Source organism: Pantoea rodasii, from assembly GCF_002095465.1.
GTDB classification, from domain to species: Bacteria; Pseudomonadota; Gammaproteobacteria; order Enterobacterales; family Enterobacteriaceae; genus Pantoea; species Pantoea rodasii.
Genome location: NZ_MLFP01000033.1, coordinates 1 through 16,416, shown reverse-complemented (window position 1 = coordinate 16,416; position 16,416 = coordinate 1). Strand labels below are relative to the sequence as shown.

At 57.8% G+C, this 16,416-nt stretch carries 20 protein-coding genes and 1 pseudogene; 19 read left to right on the top strand and 2 right to left on the bottom strand.

Features of this window, described 5'->3' with window-relative positions:
* The first annotated feature begins 317 nt into the window (after window positions 1-317).
* The 15 genes and pseudogenes from HA45_RS22390 (at window position 318) to HA45_RS22320 (ending at window position 11,901) form a co-directional block, all read left to right on the top strand.
* Window positions 318-572 carry a hypothetical protein gene (locus HA45_RS22390; protein WP_100701657.1) on the top strand — a complete coding sequence of 85 codons (255 nt, stop codon included), beginning with the start codon at window positions 318-320 and terminating at the stop codon, window positions 570-572.
* A 53-nt stretch (window positions 573-625) separates the two neighbouring features.
* The gene (locus HA45_RS22385) at window positions 626-859 is read left to right on the top strand and encodes a hypothetical protein (RefSeq protein WP_100701658.1); all 234 of its coding nucleotides are present in this window, start codon (window positions 626-628) and stop codon (window positions 857-859) included.
* Window positions 860-1,200: 341 nt separating this feature from the next.
* Window positions 1,201-1,843: pseudogene (locus tag HA45_RS22380) on the top strand (DNA methyltransferase).
* Window positions 1,844-1,860: 17 nt separating this feature from the next.
* Window positions 1,861-2,094: a YubE family protein gene (locus HA45_RS22375; RefSeq protein ID WP_100701660.1), complete on the top strand. Its 234-nt coding sequence runs from the start codon at window positions 1,861-1,863 to the stop codon at window positions 2,092-2,094.
* Between the two features lie 443 nt (window positions 2,095-2,537).
* Entirely contained in the window at window positions 2,538-2,975 is a 438-nt protein-coding gene (locus tag HA45_RS22370; protein WP_100701661.1) for an antirestriction protein, read from the top strand.
* Window positions 2,976-3,024: 49 nt separating this feature from the next.
* Window positions 3,025-3,435 carry a DUF1380 family protein gene (locus HA45_RS22365; protein WP_100701662.1) on the top strand — a complete coding sequence of 137 codons (411 nt, stop codon included), beginning with the start codon at window positions 3,025-3,027 and terminating at the stop codon, window positions 3,433-3,435.
* A 904-nt stretch (window positions 3,436-4,339) separates the two neighbouring features.
* Complete coding sequence (locus HA45_RS22360) at window positions 4,340-6,337, top strand: ParB/RepB/Spo0J family partition protein (protein ID WP_100701663.1); 1,998 nt, start codon at window positions 4,340-4,342, stop codon at window positions 6,335-6,337.
* A 48-nt stretch (window positions 6,338-6,385) separates the two neighbouring features.
* Window positions 6,386-7,117, top strand: coding sequence for a plasmid SOS inhibition protein A (locus tag HA45_RS22355; protein ID WP_100701664.1), 732 nt, complete (start codon window positions 6,386-6,388; stop codon window positions 7,115-7,117).
* A gap of 316 nt (window positions 7,118-7,433) precedes the next feature.
* Entirely contained in the window at window positions 7,434-7,814 is a 381-nt protein-coding gene (locus tag HA45_RS22350) for a hypothetical protein (protein ID WP_100701666.1), read from the top strand.
* Between the two features lie 663 nt (window positions 7,815-8,477).
* Window positions 8,478-8,684 (top strand): hypothetical protein, encoded by a 207-nt coding sequence (locus tag HA45_RS22345; protein ID WP_100701667.1) that lies wholly within the window; start codon window positions 8,478-8,480, stop codon window positions 8,682-8,684.
* 40 nt (window positions 8,685-8,724) lie between these two features.
* Window positions 8,725-9,087 carry a hypothetical protein gene (locus tag HA45_RS22340; protein ID WP_100701668.1) on the top strand — a complete coding sequence of 121 codons (363 nt, stop codon included), beginning with the start codon at window positions 8,725-8,727 and terminating at the stop codon, window positions 9,085-9,087.
* A gap of 84 nt (window positions 9,088-9,171) precedes the next feature.
* The gene (locus HA45_RS22335; protein ID WP_100701669.1) at window positions 9,172-9,321 is read left to right on the top strand and encodes a succinate dehydrogenase flavoprotein subunit; all 150 of its coding nucleotides are present in this window, start codon (window positions 9,172-9,174) and stop codon (window positions 9,319-9,321) included.
* The gene (locus HA45_RS22330) at window positions 9,318-9,887 is read left to right on the top strand and encodes a hypothetical protein (protein ID WP_100701670.1); all 570 of its coding nucleotides are present in this window, start codon (window positions 9,318-9,320) and stop codon (window positions 9,885-9,887) included. The genes HA45_RS22335 and HA45_RS22330 overlap by 4 nt, the downstream gene beginning before the upstream one ends.
* Window positions 9,888-10,719: 832 nt before the next feature.
* A complete protein-coding gene (locus HA45_RS22325; RefSeq protein ID WP_100701671.1) occupies window positions 10,720-11,025 on the top strand; it encodes a hypothetical protein in 306 nt (101 codons plus the stop codon).
* A gap of 54 nt (window positions 11,026-11,079) precedes the next feature.
* On the top strand, window positions 11,080-11,901 hold the full coding sequence (locus HA45_RS22320; RefSeq protein ID WP_034831247.1) for a DUF932 domain-containing protein: 822 nt from the start codon (window positions 11,080-11,082) through the stop codon (window positions 11,899-11,901).
* A gap of 3 nt (window positions 11,902-11,904) precedes the next feature.
* Here HA45_RS22320 and HA45_RS22315 read toward each other — a convergent pair whose 3' ends face one another.
* Entirely contained in the window at window positions 11,905-12,456 is a 552-nt protein-coding gene (locus HA45_RS22315) for a lytic transglycosylase domain-containing protein (protein ID WP_244563511.1), read from the bottom strand.
* 849 nt (window positions 12,457-13,305) lie between these two features.
* Here HA45_RS22315 and HA45_RS22310 point away from each other — a divergent pair.
* Complete coding sequence (locus HA45_RS22310; protein ID WP_100701673.1) at window positions 13,306-13,695, top strand: relaxosome protein TraM; 390 nt, start codon at window positions 13,306-13,308, stop codon at window positions 13,693-13,695.
* Window positions 13,696-14,212: 517 nt separating this feature from the next.
* Here HA45_RS22310 and HA45_RS22305 read toward each other — a convergent pair.
* On the bottom strand, window positions 14,213-14,818 hold the full coding sequence (locus HA45_RS22305; protein WP_100701674.1) for a hypothetical protein: 606 nt from the start codon (window positions 14,816-14,818) through the stop codon (window positions 14,213-14,215).
* 209 nt (window positions 14,819-15,027) lie between these two features.
* Here HA45_RS22305 and HA45_RS22300 point away from each other — a divergent pair, with 209 nt between their 5' ends.
* The 3 genes from HA45_RS22300 to HA45_RS22290 are packed head-to-tail and all read left to right on the top strand — an operon-like array spanning window position 15,028 to window position 16,373.
* Window positions 15,028-15,420: a type IV conjugative transfer system pilin TraA gene (locus HA45_RS22300; RefSeq protein WP_100701675.1), complete on the top strand. Its 393-nt coding sequence runs from the start codon at window positions 15,028-15,030 to the stop codon at window positions 15,418-15,420.
* Window positions 15,421-15,426: 6 nt separating this feature from the next.
* Window positions 15,427-15,729 carry a type IV conjugative transfer system protein TraL gene (gene traL, locus HA45_RS22295; RefSeq protein ID WP_100701676.1) on the top strand — a complete coding sequence of 101 codons (303 nt, stop codon included), beginning with the start codon at window positions 15,427-15,429 and terminating at the stop codon, window positions 15,727-15,729.
* Between the two features lie 44 nt (window positions 15,730-15,773).
* Window positions 15,774-16,373 (top strand): TraE/TraK family type IV conjugative transfer system protein, encoded by a 600-nt coding sequence (locus HA45_RS22290; protein ID WP_100701677.1) that lies wholly within the window; start codon window positions 15,774-15,776, stop codon window positions 16,371-16,373.
* The last annotated feature ends 43 nt before the right edge of the window (window positions 16,374-16,416 follow it).

Here is a 16,416-nt window from a genome sequence, read left to right as displayed (position 1 = left end):
GCACAAACCAGACCTTGATGAAGATTCACGCGCCCCTCCTGACCCCACACAGTCGTTTATCCCAGGCTTTTTTAGACTGAAATGCATGCAACCACCCTCCGCCTGTCGGGCTGCGCCGTGACTTCACCTTAGCCGGGCCGCTTCGTCCGCAAGGCAGGCTTCGCCTCATGACTCACCCGTTCCCCGCCGTTCGCGGGACATTCAGTCCGCTCAGGCGGCGCGTGCGGCTTCGTCCTTCGACCCTGCGTCCTGCGCCATAGCCCGGCTGCCGTGACGTCACGGCGCTGATGCCGTGCAACCTGTAGACCGGAGTGACCATGAATCAACCTCTCACCACTGGCCAGCTGGCCCAACAGCTACTGCGCTTTGAACCCGATACACCCTGCGTGGTGCACCTGTGGGTAGCTGATGATTTCGAAGACGTGGCACCGGAGCTGACGCCCGAAGAGGTGCTGGCCACAATCGCGCTGGCCGACGCCTCGCTCGATGCGGATACGAGTCTCAGCTGGTATTTCCTGCGCCACTGTGCCGACACCATCCCTGCCGAACGGGTTGAAACAGACCCCGCCTGATGATCAGAAAACCGGAGGCGGCGGGACAACCCGCCGGACAGGTAATGAGAGCAATGACCGTACTTGAATTCAGGGCGCGGCTGGATGCCCTGGCAGATGATGATCTGTGCTGCGGCACTTTCTGGCTGGCAGAGGACTTCCTCAGCATTAACCCGGCATTGACGCCGGATGAGATTGCGGCGGCCATGGAGTATGCCGAAGACCATCATGATGCAAACGAGGGATTTAACTGGTGGCATCTGGAGATGGCCATCGATGCCATTTTGTTGGAGGGGGAGGGGAAATAGCGCTGCCCGGAGTGCAGCTGCAGATCCTCTGGTGTCGCCGGTCACGGCGGCATCACTTCAGCAATGAAAATGGTTGTCGCTGCGCTCCGCCTTCATGCCGTCCTCCGGCCGGAAAACGGCGGGCGTAAAGTGCCGTGCCCTCACGGTAGCCGGGCGGCCTCGCAAACAAGGGAAGCTGTCGCCGGACTGCTCATCCGTTCCCCGCCGTGCGCGGGACATTCAGTCCGCTCCGGCGGCGCGTGCGGCTTGCGCATCCGCCCCTGTTTGCTCCGCTGTTCGCCCGTCTGTGTGGAGGTCACGGCACCACTACCGGTGCCCCCTTCATACACAGGAGCATCACTATGTCTCGATTCATGCACGGCGACAGCGTACAGGTTATGGGCGGTTTTCCGGACAAGAGCATTGATTTCATTCTCACCGATCCGCCGTACCTCTCGCTTTAAGGACCGTTCCGGCCGCTCAATTGCCAACGACGTGAACAGCGAGTGGGTCCAGCCGGCGAGCAACGAAATGTTCCGGGTGCTGAAAGACAACAGCCTGGCGGTGAGCTTCTACGGCTGGAACCGGATAGACATTTTTATGCAGGCGTGGAAGGCGGCGGGGTTCCGCGTGGTGGGCCACATCGTGTTCACCAAGCCTTACGCCTCAAAGTCGGCATTCGTGGGCTATCAGCACGAAAGCGCCTACGTGCTGGCCAAAGGGCGCCCGGCGCTGCCGGCAAAGCCGCTGCCCGACGTGATGCCTTGGGAGTACACCGGCAACCGCCATCACCCGACCGAAAAGCCGGTCAGTGCGTTGCGACCGCTGATTGAGACCTTCACGCAGCCCGGCGCCATTGTTCTGGACCCGTTTGCAGGTTCTGGCTCGACCTGCGTGGCCGCCCAGGAGTGCGGCCGCCGCTGGATTGGTATCGAGCTGATGGAGCAGTACCACGCCGCCGGCCTGCGCCGCCTGTATGCCCATCGCGACGCCCGCGCGGCCTGATAACCGGAGAGAACACGATGAACGATCACACTATGCACCCTGGTAACAATGCCCTGGCGGCCGACGTCGCCGACCTGGAAGAGTCGCTGTACGAATTTCATCTGCGCCTGCGCGACATGATTGCGCGCCACCTCTGGCAGGGCGCCAGCCGCGAGCAGCGCATGGCCGGCCTGCTGATTGAGGGGATCGATAATGACCTGGTTGAACTGTACCGCCGCGCGGCCGTGATACAAAAACACCTCAGGGCGTGACTGATTAAAAATCGAACAGTGCTCTGCACCCCTGCCAGCGCACGGCAGGGCCAGTTTTATCCACAGGGTTCCGGGGCGGATATGCACCCCGGATGTGGACAAGACGAAAAGGACGTTGCTGCGCGCCTCACTGATGCCGCCTGCGGCGGGGGGAATAAAAACCGTGCGGTCTGCGGCCGGTGCCGTGACTTCACTTTAGCCCGGCCGCTGCGTGTTCAAGAGGCGCAAGCTCACCGTCCTCACCCGTTCGCACTCGCCTCAGCGCGCTTACTTCCGTTGCGTCTCCGCTCATGCTTCGCGTCACCGCCGTGCGTAATCCCGCCTCGTGCTCGCTTGCGCTGCGGCTTCCGGCGGTGCTCATGAACACTCCGCTTTTCGCCGGGCTGTCATTCAGTCACGGCACAGGCCGGAACGGTTTACCACCCTGACTGCGGAGATTTCTGATGAATATTGCCACCCCTGCTTTTGAGTCCGCGCGCGTCCCTGACGGCTACGTGCGACTGCGTTTCCTGCCCGCGCTGTTCGGCGACGATTTTATGCGTGCGGAAAACAACGTGTACCTCTACGCCGATCGTTATCTGGCGGATTACGACGGCGGCGCGTGGGATTTCGCGCTGCTGCCGTCCGGCGGCGGCTTCATGAAGCCCGCAGCGGAGGAAACCTGGCGTTTCGTTAATCCGGCAAATCACAGCGACGTGCGCCTGAGCAGCGAGGCGGCGGGCATCGTGATCACCTCACTGGTGCTGAACCACCGCAGCTGGATGTATGACCGTCACGATGACACGGAGCTGTGCGCGCTGTACTGCCGCCGCCACCGCCAGCTGACCGACTACGCCTTTACCCACCCCGAAGCCGCCGCGATTTTTGCCGCGCTGGACTGATTAATAAACTGACGGGGCGGCGTCGCCGCCCCCACCGGAGGAATAAATTATGCACGGCAGCGTTATCGATATTTGTAAAAATCTGGCCGATGATTTCGGCCCGGAGGAGTCAGTCGCCGTTCTGGTCTGGACAAAAGCCGATGTGATGGACTGTGGCGAATGTATGGAGATAACGGAGGACGAGGCGGGCAGGGTGCTCAGCGCCATTGGTGATGAGGGGTATCACTTTGAATACGGTGTTGGCCAGGATCGTGTGCGTGAGATGCTGAACAACCTGCGCGATGAGGAGGAGCAGGCGTGTGAAGTGAGCGTGTCCGCCGCCGCGCTGGAGCAGGTGCTGCGCGTGGCATGGGGTTTCATGCGGCTTGAGGATGCTCAGGGCGGAGAAGGTTACGCGGCGAACCTGTGGCAATCAGAGCATGAAGCTCTCAGAAAAGTCGGTGATGCGCTGAAGCGCTGACAGACCCGGGGGAAGGGATGCCCGGAATTAAAAAAAAGCCCCACAATCCGGGGCACTTCTGAATAAAACCGGAACGTCGCGAACGGCTTTAGTTTCGTCCTGAAACGAGGAAGAAAATGCAACAATGAGGTTTGTGTCGTGTTGAATTATAGCGCTTTTTTTCCTCTGTCAGCCGCCGCATGAACGGGCGCAAAAAACCAGCCGCCGGGGCGGCGGCCTCGTGAAACGCGCCTTCGGCGCCGTTCACGGTGACTGCCGGCAACCTGAAAATCAATTTATCAGGAAAAAAATAAGAAAGTTTTTAGCCGTTTATTCAGTACATTTTGCAGTCAGTCAGGCACCGCGGCTATTCGTCCGAATTTCGCTGCCAGCCTGTTATTCCTCCTGAAAAAAATCAACGTTTTCAACGTCAAAAATCCACTCAGAAGCCACAAAAACTTCCGATACATGGCCACCTTCGGCTTCCCGGCATGCCGGGTCGTCGAGCCCTACTGCGCTAACCGGCATAGCCGGTAAGCTCCGCCGGATCGCAAAAGGACGCGTTCCGGGCCTGCGGCTAGGGTCTGATGGCTGAGGTCAACCCCTTGCAGCGGGCGTGCGCCCGCGCGTTCACTGGCCACAAAAAGCCGTGGCCGCTGAGGCCCGGACCGGCAGAGCCGTCCGGAACTGCGGCATGTTCATCGCCTGTCGTGCTGTCTTTGTTCTCTGTGCTCCTCCGCCGTGCAGAAACCTGCCACACGGGCGGCCTCACGCAAGGGTCGCAGGCTAAACGGCGGCACCCGGTCCCTTCGGGCTGCGGCTTTGCCGTTTCCCCCTGCGCGATGCCTTTACCCCGCGTGGCTGTTCTGCCCTCACGGCGAAGGAACTCAGAGAAACATCACTTAACCCTGAAGAGGAGAGCAACATGTCGCAGCAGAACGTCAACACCCCGGCTCAGGAATCTAAAGAATCATCTCTTTTAAAAGCAAAAGCCCCGCGTCGTGCCGCGAAGGTCCGGACGGATAAGGCTGAAGCGGCGGCGGTAGAGCAGGCGCTGGAGAAAGTGGAAATTGAGATGATCCCGCTTTCACGTCTGACCGTTTCGCCCCTGAACGTGCGCAGCCGGGTTTACGTCCAGTCGCGCATCGACTCGCTGGCCGCCACCATTCAGAACGTGGGGCTGCTGCACAACCTGATCGCGCACGATATGCCTGACGGGATGCTGGGTGTCGCCTGCGGCGGTCGCCGCCTGACCGCGCTGCAGCAGCTGCTGGCGCAGGGCATTTACCAGCCCGATCAGCCGATCCCCGTTAAGCGGGTGTCTGAGGAACTGGCCCGCGCGGCCTCGATGGTGGAAAACGGCGAGCGCGAGGATATGCACCCCGCCGAGCAGATTGCCGGATTTCAGGCGCTGGCCGCAGAAGGCAAAACGCCCGCGCAGATAGCTGACCTCATGGGGTACAGCTCCCGCCACGTGCAGCGCTGCCTGAAGCTTTCCGGCCTCGCGCCCGCCATCCTTGACGAGCTGGCTGCTGACAACATCACGATTGAGCAGTGCCAGGCGCTGACGCTCGCTGACTCCCATGAACGTCAGGTGGAAGTGTGGGAACAGGCCTCCGGTTACTACAATCCGTCAGCGGACGTTATCCGCAATCTGATCACCTCCTCGGAAACGGAAATCCGCCGCTCCCACAAGTTTGCTTTCGTGGGCAAAGACGCTTACCTGGCCGCAGGCGGCACCATCCGCACCGACCTGTTCAGCGGGGATGACGGGGGCTACATCGATACCGCCCTGGTGGACAGCCTCGCGCTGGAAAAACTGCAGCAGACGGCAGCAGCCGTGCTGCAGGAAGAGGGGTTTGCCTGGACGGAAGTGAGAATGGACGGCCGGATGCACGGCTGGGACAGCAAAATTAAGCGCAGCTATGTCGTGCCGGAGGATCGTTGCCCGGACTACACCCCGGAAGAAGATGCAGAGGTCAGCGAGCTGCGCGCGCAGTGGCGTCTTACCGACGATGAAGCGCTGAAGCCGCAGCTGAAAGCGCAGATTGCCGTCATTGAGAACGCAGCGGATAAACGCCGCTGGGCGGCGCTGGACAAGGACAAAACGGGCGCGGTCATCTGCTATGAGTCCGGCACGTGCGTGATTCAGCGCGGTGTGCAGCGCGTGGCTGACCTGCCGAAGAAAACCACGCCCGCCAGCAGGGATGATATGCAGGCGTTGTCAGAGGGCTATTCGGCGGCGCTTGTCCGCGCCATGTCCTGTGAGCGGTCGCTGGCGGTGCAGGCCTCGCTCAGCGCAAAGCCGGATATTTCAGTCGCCATGCTGACCTGGACCTTGTGCCGCACCACCTTCAGCCACGGCAGCTATGACAGCACCCCGATGAAGATCACCCTCACGGATAACAGCGCCGCGCTGGTTTCCGACTCAGCGGCAAAGGAGGAAGGGAAGGCGTGGCAGTTTATGCAGCAGCAGAAGGCTGAATGGCAGGCGCGGCTGCCGGAGAACTGGGCGCAGGATTTCCGCTGGCTGCTGGCGTGGAGCATGGACGACGTGCACGGGCTGCTGGGATTCTGCAGCGCCACGGCGGTGTGCTGCTTCCAGGATCGCGTCTACGGGCGCAGCCAGACCAGTACCCTTGATGCGCTGGAGTCCGCGATGGGGTTTGACCTGGCCGACTGGTGGCAGCCGACCGCCGGAGGGTTCTTTAAGCGCATGAGTAAAGAGCAGATTGCCGGAGCGCTCGCGGAGGCGGGCAAAACGGGCAACGCGAAGGACGCAGAGAAAATGAAAAAAGGTGACGCCGCCGACTTTGCGGAGTCCTGCCTGAAGGGCACACGCTGGGTGCCGCAGTGGATGAAGCCGCTGCAGTCCGATGCGGCGGTAAACGGCAGCGCAGACGCGAACGACAGCGAAAGCTGAAAGCGGCAGACCGCCCGGAGGGGCGGTCATTCAACCCGGAGAAAAACCATGAACATCATCCCCCGATCTCTTTCGCTTGTGCCTGCCTGTCCGTACACGCGTGCGGTCAGCCTGGCGATTGCCGACGTTGAAAAGCGCCTGCAGGGCAGCACACAGCGCGGTGCCCATCCGTATGCCAGCGCGTTTCTGCGTCATTACTGCGACACCCGCACGGTGACATCAGACCATCTGCGCCGCATCGTGCCGGAATATTCCCCGCGCGATCGCTTTTCGCCCGCAGCAGTGGAATACATGACCGCGCTGGATACGCTGATTGCCTCACGGGGTGAGCGTTGCCCGTCACCGCTGCCGCAGGACACCGCGCCCAGATTGTTTCCGGTGACGGCGCTGAGACAGCGCGAACGCCTGGATAAACGCAGCGCACACCGTGTCGACAGGCAGATCAGCCACGAACGCAGGCAGCACGAGCAGAAGCTCAGACGTTACCAGCAGCGCCTCAGACAGTCGGCCATTGAATTACAGTTTCAGACGCCGCTGACGGTGGGCACATGGTATGCGCGGCAGCAGGAGCAGGAGTTCTTTGAATCCGACGTTTTTCACCTGGTAATAGCATGGCTGCCGAAGTTTACCTCCTGCCGCTATCTGGATCCTACCTGGTACCGGGAAGAGCCGCTCTGGCGACTCATGCTGGACATTCAGGCCGAAGTCAATGGCGCGACGGAGGCGGCGCTGGATGCTGACAGGCTGGCGCTGCCGAACCGGCTGATGCTGAAACGCTGAAGGTAACAGTCCCGTGCGCTTTCACAGTGTGGGGCAATCTGTTGAAATACCCTGATCCTGTGAATCAGGAGCCATCTTGAAAAGGACAATCAATGACACACGTATTTGTATATCTCGTTATTGCGACCGGCGTGCACGGTGGCAGCAGCTGGAACGTCACGCCCATGCCCAACATGGACGTCTGCGAACAGTTCAGGGAAAGCATAACTAAACCCCGGGGCATTATGTCCGATTTCCCCCGTGCAGGTATGGTGCGCTGCATCGAGACAAAGACCGATAAGCCCGTTAATCCTTAAACCGGAGTGAGGTATCTGACATGAGTTTCTGGCTTCTGGCCGCCGTGCTGAATGGCATCTGGGTCACCCTCTTTTATTTTGTTTTCCCGCATGCGCTCACCCCGACCGAATACGCAATGGGTATCGTAATTTGCCTGCTGCTGGCGAGGGTGATGGCATCCAGGGCAAATGAACCTGCGGGCGATAAGCTGGCGATAGTGCTGCTGAAAGGGCTGGTCCCGTTGTCCGGGCTGGGGCTTCTCGCCTGGGGTTCCTGGCTGTCACGGAGCGCCGAAGCGCTCACGGACGCAGCAGAGAGCTCGGATACGGTGAGCAGTACATTTGGCGGCGGACTGCCATACGTTGTAATGGCGCTGGGCATCATGCTGCTGGTGACGGGTTACCGGATACTGCGGCGTTAAACCCGACGGCCCTGCGGACCGGAAAACCCGGTGCTGACGCACCGGCTCTCTCCCTTTGCCTGCGCTTTCTCCCGGGGTCTGATCTTCTCTGCGTCTTCTCTTCTTTCTTCCTGCTGCAGTCATTCTGCTTTTGCTTTTGTCTCTGCTTTTTCTTTTGCCGGATGTTCCCCTGAATGACTACCCCCACAAGGTCACGGACCATGGCCCCCTTCGGCTCCCCGGCAGGCCGGGTCGTCGAGCCCTACTGCGCTAACCGGCACAGCCGGTAAGCTCCGCCGGACCGCAAAGAGACGCGTTCCGGGCCTGACGGCTAGGGTCTGATGGCTGAGGTCAACCCCTGCAGCGGGCGTGCGCCCGCGCGTTCACTGGCCACATAAAGCCGTGGCCGCTGAGGCCCGGACCGGCAGAGCCGTCCGGGGTGTGTTCATGCCGTTTTCGCGCGCGGTGGCGCTGTTCCGGCCATTCCAGGCGCGGAGGGCTTTTCGTAGCACCGCCGGTTCGTGCAGAAAGGGGTGAAATGCACGCCGGTAAAAACTTTTTGCCAGGTGCCGCAAAAACTTTTTGCCGTCGCCCCTTTATGCCCTCTCTTCGCCGATGCTCCTTTGCCCTTCGCCGCGACTGGATCGACCGAAACATGACAACCCACCTCAGAGGAGAAATGCCATGAACACACACAACGTCAACGTCAACACCGCCACGCCAGAATCTCCCAAAACATGGGTAAACGGCCAGGGCATTCCGAGCGTCAGTCAGGCGCTGGTACACGGACTGCCGGGTATCGATGGCGAAGCAGCGTGGCAGTCGGCAATGGGTGATCTGCGCCTGCTGCTGAAAGCGGGATATGCGATACACGTGGCGAACGTGCACTAAGCCGGCAGATGCGCAGGAAACAGATTAAAGGGGTAACACGATGAAAGAACAGTTTACCGCCGCCACGCTGGCGGCCAATCACTCAGAAATCCCGGGCCTGACGCCGGGGCTGGCAGAAAGTCTGGCGGCCCTGACGGAGCTGGGAAAGCACCGCCTCAGCGCCAGCGAGGAGCACGAGCACCTGTGGTTCACGCTGCACGATATGGCGCAGCAGATTGCCGATACCGTCCAGGACAGTGCGCTGCCGCTGTCTTCGTTCCGGGCGTGGATTGTGGCGAGCCATATCGTGCACGCGCAGTTCGGCAGCCGGGGTGAGGTGGCCTGGGGGCGGGCGAGCGGCGCACTGGCGGCGCGCCTGACCAACATCAGCCTTCGCCGGGAGCCCGGTAACGTACAGACGTAAAAAAGGCAGGGTTTCCCCTGCCTTCTCTACGGTCGCCAGTATGCGCTGGCGGCCTCATCAAAACCAAAAGCTCAGGAGAGTTATATGAATTTTGACCCGCAAATCGTCGCACAGGCGCAGGCGTTTGTAAAAGGCTTTAACAGCGGTCGCGGAGTACGCGTCCCGAAAATGACGTTCAGCAACTGGCCGCACTTCATGCGCACCGTGCGCCAGCAGCTGGAGGTGCAGTCATGAGCGTACAAAATACCCTGTCCCCGGAGGCAACGCAGAATAACGTGACGCAGGCCGACATCGCGCGTGCGCTGGGCGAATTCTGCTTTATCCGCCTGGACAACGGCGATGAGGCCTTTTATTACAACGGGTTCTGGCTCACCGGTGCGGACGGCGAAAGTAACGAACCGTCCGTGCTGGGTCTCGCACAGCGCACTGCCCGGGCGGGCAGCAAGCATCTGCGCTGCGTCGAGCTGCCGGTGCCGGAAGACAGAGAGTGGTGCTGGGATGACGTGGTGACAGAGCTGGCGCGCTGCGCCGTGACGCGCGAGCTGCGCGGCGAGCTGACAGTGACCGGCAGCGAAACCGGATACGGGCGGGGCATTCACGTGTGCAACGATCCGCTGCTGAGCGGGATTAACAGTAACCTGTGGTTCCCGCTTAATCCGGAGGAAAGCTGGTTTGCGGGCATTGAGCGCGTGCTGATGATGAATGGCGTGGCGGAGAACGTGGTGCGCATCGACTCGCTGCGCGACTGCGCGGCATACCATGACTGGAAAGTGGTGTATAACCGGAACGTTATCGACTAAAGCGAAAAAAGGCAGGGGAGGAGACCCCCTGCCTCCTTTCACCGCCCGCTCCGGGAGTGCCGGGCGGTTTTGCAGCTTACCTTGAGGAAACTTCCGGTGTTCCCGATGCTAACTATAGCACCGGGGCGGACAGACGATGTTGCCGCGATCACAACTGGCCATTTTCGGATGGCAGGAAATCCGCAGAACGCACGAACGGCGCTGTAAAGCATAAGGGGGATGACCCTGCGGGCCGGGAAAAGCCGGTGCTGACGCACCGCCTCTCTCCCTTCGCCTGCGCTTTCTCCCGGGGTCTGGTCTTCTCTGCGTCTTCTCTTCTTTCTTCCTGCTGCTCCTCTGAATCATTAACCCCATAAGGTCACGGACCATGGCCACCTTCGGCTCCCCGGCAGGCCGGGTCGTCGAGCCCTACTGCGCTAACCGGCACAGCCGGTAAGCTCCGCCGGACCGCGAAAGGCCGCGTTCCGGGCCTGCGGCTAGGGTCTGATGGCTGAGGTCAACCCCTGCAGCGGGCGGGCGCCCGCGCGTTCACTGGCCACAAAAAGCCGTGGCCGCTGAGGGCCGGACCGGCGGAGCCGTCCGGGGTGTGTTCGTGCTCATCTACCCTCCGGCTGCGCATGTTCCGGCCAGCCCGTTGCGGAGGGCTTTTCGTAGCACCGCCGGTTCGTGCAGAAAGGGGTGAAATGCACGCCGGTAAAAACTTTTTGCCAGGTGCCGCAAAAACTTTTTGCCGTCGCCCCTTTATGCCCTCTCTTCGTCGATGCTCCTTTGCCCTTCGCCGCAACGAACTCACCGAAACATGGTTTCAGCAACCGAAAACAGGAGGACCAGCATGAACACACAGAACGTCAGAACCGCCGCTGCCGAATCTACCGAAACACGGGTGAAGGGCGAGGATAACAGCGACCTGAGCCCGGCTGAATTTTCGGACCTGTACAGCTGGATCCGCGCAAACGGTGAGTTTACCGGCGTGGCGGGCGTGCACTGGGCGCGATTTGCCGAAATGACGCTGATTGAGGAGCCCACCCCAGAGCCTGAGGCCCTGAAGATTTACGTCCGCAACGGGTATCCCGTGGCCGTCCAGGAATATGACACCGGATTTGTTATTGTCCGCGAATACTACGACGCCGGGCAATAAGCCCGGTTACAGAATTTATTTTTTTTCACTCTCATTTATTTAAGGAATATTACTATGGTCCGTTTATCAACCCGCTACGCTGCTCCCGTTTCCGTCCGTAAAAACAACCCGCTGAGCAATGAAGAATTAATGCGCGTCGTGCCGAGTGCATTTTCCGAAGAGAAACACGATTCGCGCTCAGATCGTTACACTTATATCCCTACCATTACGCTGCTGGATAAACTGCGTGAAGAAGGGTTTGAACCTTTTTATGCCAGTCAGTCGCGCGTGCGCGATCCTGAGCGTCGTGAATTTACCAAGCACATGATCCGCCTGCGCCGTGGAAATAATAACGGCGGCGAAGAAGTGCCCGAAATAGTATTACTGAACAGCCATGACGGCTCCAGCAGTTATAAAATGATCCCCGGTATTTTCCGGAAGGTGTGCAGTAATGGTCTGGTGTGCTGGAAATCGTTCGGTGAAATCAGCGTGCCGCATAAAGGGGATATTGTGTCGCAGGTTATCGAAGGTGCTTATGAGGTGCTGGGCGTGTTCGATAAGGTGGAAAATAATATCGGCACCATGAAAGCGATTCAGGTCAACAGCGAAGAGCGCCGCCTGCTGGGGCAGCTGGCGCTGGAGTATAAATATGACGGAAAAGAGCCGCCGGTATCCGCTGAGCGAATTATTCAGCCGCGCGCCTGGTATGACAAAGGCACCGACCTGTGGACCGCATTTAATATCGTGCAGGAGAATCTGATTAAGGGCGGCGTCTCCGGAAGAACGGCGAAGGGAAAAAGAACCACCACACGACCGGTAACCGGCATTGATGGCGATATTAAGCTGAATCAGGCGCTGTGGAAAATGGCGGAGGAGTTCGCAAAGCTGAAATCATAACGATCATCCCCGGTAGCCGGGGCTATTTTGAAACGGTGTTAACGTCCGCGCTGAGAAAGCTTTCCGGCTCGGGCGTTTTTTATTCTGCTGTGACATCGCGGCGTAAACCTCATCGCGGGCGATCAGAACGCGGTAAATACTTTTGATGATGGCCGCATATTCACGTCGCTGTTTTATCAGCTTCGGACTGGGTCCGGTGTTATACATCCCGACGCTGTCCCAGTTCCTGCCGTACTGCCTGAAGTTACGGGCCTCGATCCATGCGCCGGTGTAAATACAGATGCAGGGATCTCTGAGTAACCTTTCCCGCGTAATATTGAAGCTTTTCAGCTGATTAAAGTGAGAGCTGTTGATCTGCATATTACACACGTCATGCGTTCCGCCGCTGCTTTTCGTATTCAGGGCGTTATTACGCATGCGCGACTCCTGTATTGAATGCGCCATCAGCAGGCGCGGATCAATACCAAAATCCTGACCGGCTTTTGTAAAACACATTTCGGGTGCGGCCTGTGCGCTGAATACAGCGGCAAGGCCGAGAACAGCAAACCATTTCATTCTGATAATCTCACGTGCATGCGCATAAAGCGCTAGGCGGGTTCGTGTGAAAAATACGCGCTCAGATCATCCCTGGCAAGATAATTCGTTACAGGCGCGCACGATGCGCTGACGGGCTTCTGATGAACTTCGTCACGGATATAAAGAATTCAGGAAGATAGCGTTATTTAACAAGCCGCTTTTGAGGGGTAAGATTTCATCACACCCCACGCAAGATGTAATCTTGCAGTTTAGTGTTTTAAAAACATATTCTTAGTTTGAAATCTGAGCTGTATTTAGCGAGTATGAATTAAATTGTGTGCTAATTGACACACTTTTCAGTGCCGGATTGTGTGTCAGTACAGTGCCGGATTGTGTGTTAGTGCGGTGCCTGATTGTGTGCTAATGCAGTGCCGTTTGGTGTGTCAATCCGGCACTGCAAACGGCACTGTAGCGTGTGTTAATTGTGGCTATATAATTTAATCAATAAGTTATATTGTAACTGGCGTGGCATAGTGCCGGATTGACACACATCAAAAGCAGCCATAGTGCCGGATTAACACACATAAAACATGCCACAGTGCCGGATTGACACACATCAAAAGCAGCCATAGTGCCGGATTAACACACCTAAAAACGTGCTGCAGTGCCGGATTAACACACACCGGCCACCCTCACAGTGCCGGATTAACACACCTCCCGGATAAATTAAACAGTGCCGGATTGACACACACTGAAACCGGAGTAAATAATACGGTATACGAGATTATACCGGAATGCAGTCGCTCAGCATTGCTCCCTGATTAAAATACTTCAAATTAAACATAGCCGGCAGGATTAAAATAATCCCGGCTCACAAGGAATACCCGCATGGCGCGCAGGAACATCTACTTTAAAGAAAAAACGGAAAGGGAAGTGCAGGAACTCGTGCAGATTGAACTGCAAAATGGTGCCAGTCACGGTGAGGTTAACTTTTCCTCCGTTGTGAATGAACTCGTCGGCATCGGTCTGATGGTGAAAAAACACCAGGGCGAGGGGAATAAATTCGACATGGAAGAATTTAACCGGGATTTAATACGCCGCGTGGCGGGCACCCGTGAGGGAACCAGCATCATGATGGCCATGCTCACTGAAATGTATCTGCATCTGCGCGGTGAGTCCGGGCCGCAGGCGCTGGAAGAGATGATTGACCAGAACCTGACAGGAATGAGCACGGCTGAAGATAAAGCCGAGAGCAAATACTTTATTCTTGAAGAGTGACATTCTCTGTATAAGAGTTTAAATCCGGTAGCGTAACACTACCGGATTATGCACCATCCGCTGCTCTGGCTGATGAGTGCCCTTGATGGTGGCTTTAATCCAGTTGCACAGGATATTTATTTTTCTGAGCTCTCTCTGATTCATTCACTCCGTAAGCGTGATTATTCGGTGAAATAAAACGATATGGCTTTTTCAGGCGAGGGTGAAGAGTGTGGTGACTTACTCTTTAAGGCTGGAAATTTCATAGCATTGACGTTGAGTCTGTGTATGCCATCCTGCTTGTCAAAAATTTCAGGAAAAGCTTCTTGATAACAGTATCTTTACTCAGGAATGTTAATATTATTCACCTTCTCATGACCCAATGAATTTACTATATACTTATTTATCATGGCCGCCGTGCGTGAATGCTCCCGCTGCGGCGGCAATGCCTCTGGTTTTAAGCTATGCTGTGAGAAATAAAGGGAAGGGATGAACAGGCTGTTTATTAATTTTAATGAAAATCATCAGGTGGTTTTAATCAGGGCTCCTGCTGTTTACCCGTGAGCGGATTCTCGGCCACCACCACTTTTTCCAGAATAAACTCGTCAAATAATAGGGCCAGCTCGCGCAGCCTTCTGACCTCTTCGTTCTCTGGCAGCTGCTGCTCCGTTAAATAATTCAGCGAGGCCAGCAGGCGCTGCTGTATTTCCATGTTCACGCTGCGGCGGTTAAAGCGGGCACTGATTTCCATGTCACGCCGTAAATTCTCCGGAAAGCTGCTGCTGAAGGCCGTATTTTTTCCGGGGTCGAACGGTTTCTTTTCCGCGTTTCCCATTTCATTCTGCTGAAACTCCGCCCGGATAATATCCAGACGAGACTGAATAAACTCATCGAACATCCTGGCCAGCGCAACCAGCCGCTGTCCCTCATTCGTTTTTATGACGTGACGGCGGGGTGAAAACTGCATCGACGTTATTAACCGGCTGATGATTTCATCGTTGGTGGTAAATCGCCGGACGCGCGCCGCCACGCGTAATTCCATCAGCAGATTTTCCGGCAGCCACAGTTTCCGGTACTGCATTTCACCGCGGGCATATTTACGCGGTCGTCCGCGCCCGTCGCCCATCTTTTCTTTTACTTTCATGCGTTATTACCCCCTTTCGAGGCTCACCCTGGACAGGCAGCAAGCGTACGCCACGGCCTTTCAGGATTAATCCTAAAAAAATGCATGAGAGTCCTTAAAAGTGTGACATGCGTCACAGATTTTTTTTTTTGAGAAAATGTACACTTACGACGCGTTACGTCTGTTTACGCACACTGACAGTTCTTTAACTCAAATAGAGGGTTTTACACATGAAAGTTGTCACGTCACACCCGGCACAGGTGCAGGGGTCTGCGGGAGCCTGCCCGGCGCTCAGCGAGGCGGCGCCACAGGGACATATCGGCATCACCCGTCGCGCCTTTAGCCTGCTTTCGCGCCACCGCGCGAACGTGCTGCTGATGGCGCTGGTCATTCTGGCCTTAGCTCTGCCGCACCTGGTCCGCGCCGAAGACCTGCTCTCCAGCCAGAAGCAGGACGCCAAGGATACGTTTGGCCATGGCAGCACCGTCGAGTGGGGGTTGTACATCGCGGAAATCATCATTTCCATCATCACCTTTATCAAAACCCGTAACCCGGCGCTCTTCGTAGGCGGCCTGGCTTTCCTTATTGTTATCACCCGCACGTTCTTCGCCCTGGCCGGTTAATCCCGCATGGACAGGGAATCGCTTCAGTACCAGTTCCCGGAAACCCTCAATCAGCAGAAACGCCTTATCGGACTCCCCACAGAGGAGGCCGTGCTCATCCTTGCGTGCGCCGGTATCGGCCTGCTCTGCGACATGTTCATCATCATGCTGATTGTGGCCGCCGCGCTCTGGCTGCTGGTTCGCCACCTGAAGAAGGGGCAGGGCACCTGGTGGCTCCTGAACCTTCTTTACTGGTACCTGCCCACCGCGCTGCTCCGGCTGCAGTTCCGCCGCGTGCCCGATTCGGGCAACCGGCACTGGATGCAGTAACCCGCGCGCCGCCTCCGGGTGGCGCTTATTAAAAGGATAACGCTATGAAGTATCAGGTCCGGGAGGGGCGCAACCGGGTAATCATTCTGGCCCTGTGCGCGCTTTCGCTGCTCGTGTTTATTCTCGCCGCCAGCACCGTCGTCACGGGCGCGCTGGCGTGGCACTTTGCGAAAACGCAGAGGACCATCACTACTCCGATGATTTTTGACCGCCCGTTCACCTCCGGTTCCGCCTCCGGAGACGCGGCCTTAAACGGCATGCTGGTGCGCTCTTTCATTAACCTCCGCCTCTCCGTCACGCCGGAAACCGTGGACAGCCAGCACGCCGCCCTGCTGCGCTTCGTTCCCGCAGAAAACCGTGACGACATGAAAAAGCAGCTTGCCGCCGAAGCCGAGTACATCAAAAAGAACGGCGTCTCCTCCGTGTTCCGCATCGATGACGAAATGACCGACACCACCACCGGCGACGTCATCGTCCAGGGCACGCTGAGCGCCAGCACCATCAACGGCAACCTGAAGACTTCGCTTCCGGATGCGCACAAAGCCTACCGGCTCAGCGTGCACTACGTGGACGGCCTTATCCGCCTGACGGCCTTCCCCGAGGTGCCCTGGACCCAACCTGAACGCCGCCCGCAACAGGACTGAACCCATGAAAATGACCCTTTCCGCCATCGCCGTTGCCGGCGCG

Bases quoted from the DNA above. Each gene is read 5' to 3' on its own strand.
- HA45_RS22360 (WP_100701663.1), top strand. From the start codon at position 4,340: ATGTCGCAGCAGAACGTCAACACCCCGGCTCAGGAATCTAAAGAATCA.
- HA45_RS22315 (WP_244563511.1), bottom strand. From the start codon at position 12,456: ATGAAATGGTTTGCTGTTCTCGGCCTTGCCGCTGTATTCAGCGCACAG.
- HA45_RS22355 (WP_100701664.1), top strand. From the start codon at position 6,386: ATGAACATCATCCCCCGATCTCTTTCGCTTGTGCCTGCCTGTCCGTAC.
- HA45_RS22290 (WP_100701677.1), top strand. From the start codon at position 15,774: ATGAAGTATCAGGTCCGGGAGGGGCGCAACCGGGTAATCATTCTGGCC.
- HA45_RS22385 (WP_100701658.1), top strand. From the start codon at position 626: ATGACCGTACTTGAATTCAGGGCGCGGCTGGATGCCCTGGCAGATGAT.
- HA45_RS22305 (WP_100701674.1), bottom strand. From the start codon at position 14,818: ATGAAAGTAAAAGAAAAGATGGGCGACGGGCGCGGACGACCGCGTAAA.
- HA45_RS22370 (WP_100701661.1), top strand. From the start codon at position 2,538: ATGAATATTGCCACCCCTGCTTTTGAGTCCGCGCGCGTCCCTGACGGC.
- HA45_RS22325 (WP_100701671.1), top strand. From the start codon at position 10,720: ATGAACACACAGAACGTCAGAACCGCCGCTGCCGAATCTACCGAAACA.
- HA45_RS22310 (WP_100701673.1), top strand. From the start codon at position 13,306: ATGGCGCGCAGGAACATCTACTTTAAAGAAAAAACGGAAAGGGAAGTG.
- HA45_RS22365 (WP_100701662.1), top strand. From the start codon at position 3,025: ATGCACGGCAGCGTTATCGATATTTGTAAAAATCTGGCCGATGATTTC.
- HA45_RS22345 (WP_100701667.1), top strand. From the start codon at position 8,478: ATGAACACACACAACGTCAACGTCAACACCGCCACGCCAGAATCTCCC.
- HA45_RS22320 (WP_034831247.1), top strand. From the start codon at position 11,080: ATGGTCCGTTTATCAACCCGCTACGCTGCTCCCGTTTCCGTCCGTAAA.
- HA45_RS22375 (WP_100701660.1), top strand. From the start codon at position 1,861: ATGAACGATCACACTATGCACCCTGGTAACAATGCCCTGGCGGCCGAC.
- HA45_RS22390 (WP_100701657.1), top strand. From the start codon at position 318: ATGAATCAACCTCTCACCACTGGCCAGCTGGCCCAACAGCTACTGCGC.
- HA45_RS22330 (WP_100701670.1), top strand. From the start codon at position 9,318: ATGAGCGTACAAAATACCCTGTCCCCGGAGGCAACGCAGAATAACGTG.
- HA45_RS22300 (WP_100701675.1), top strand. From the start codon at position 15,028: ATGAAAGTTGTCACGTCACACCCGGCACAGGTGCAGGGGTCTGCGGGA.
- HA45_RS22335 (WP_100701669.1), top strand. From the start codon at position 9,172: ATGAATTTTGACCCGCAAATCGTCGCACAGGCGCAGGCGTTTGTAAAA.
- traL (WP_100701676.1), top strand. From the start codon at position 15,427: ATGGACAGGGAATCGCTTCAGTACCAGTTCCCGGAAACCCTCAATCAG.
- HA45_RS22350 (WP_100701666.1), top strand. From the start codon at position 7,434: ATGAGTTTCTGGCTTCTGGCCGCCGTGCTGAATGGCATCTGGGTCACC.
- HA45_RS22340 (WP_100701668.1), top strand. From the start codon at position 8,725: ATGAAAGAACAGTTTACCGCCGCCACGCTGGCGGCCAATCACTCAGAA.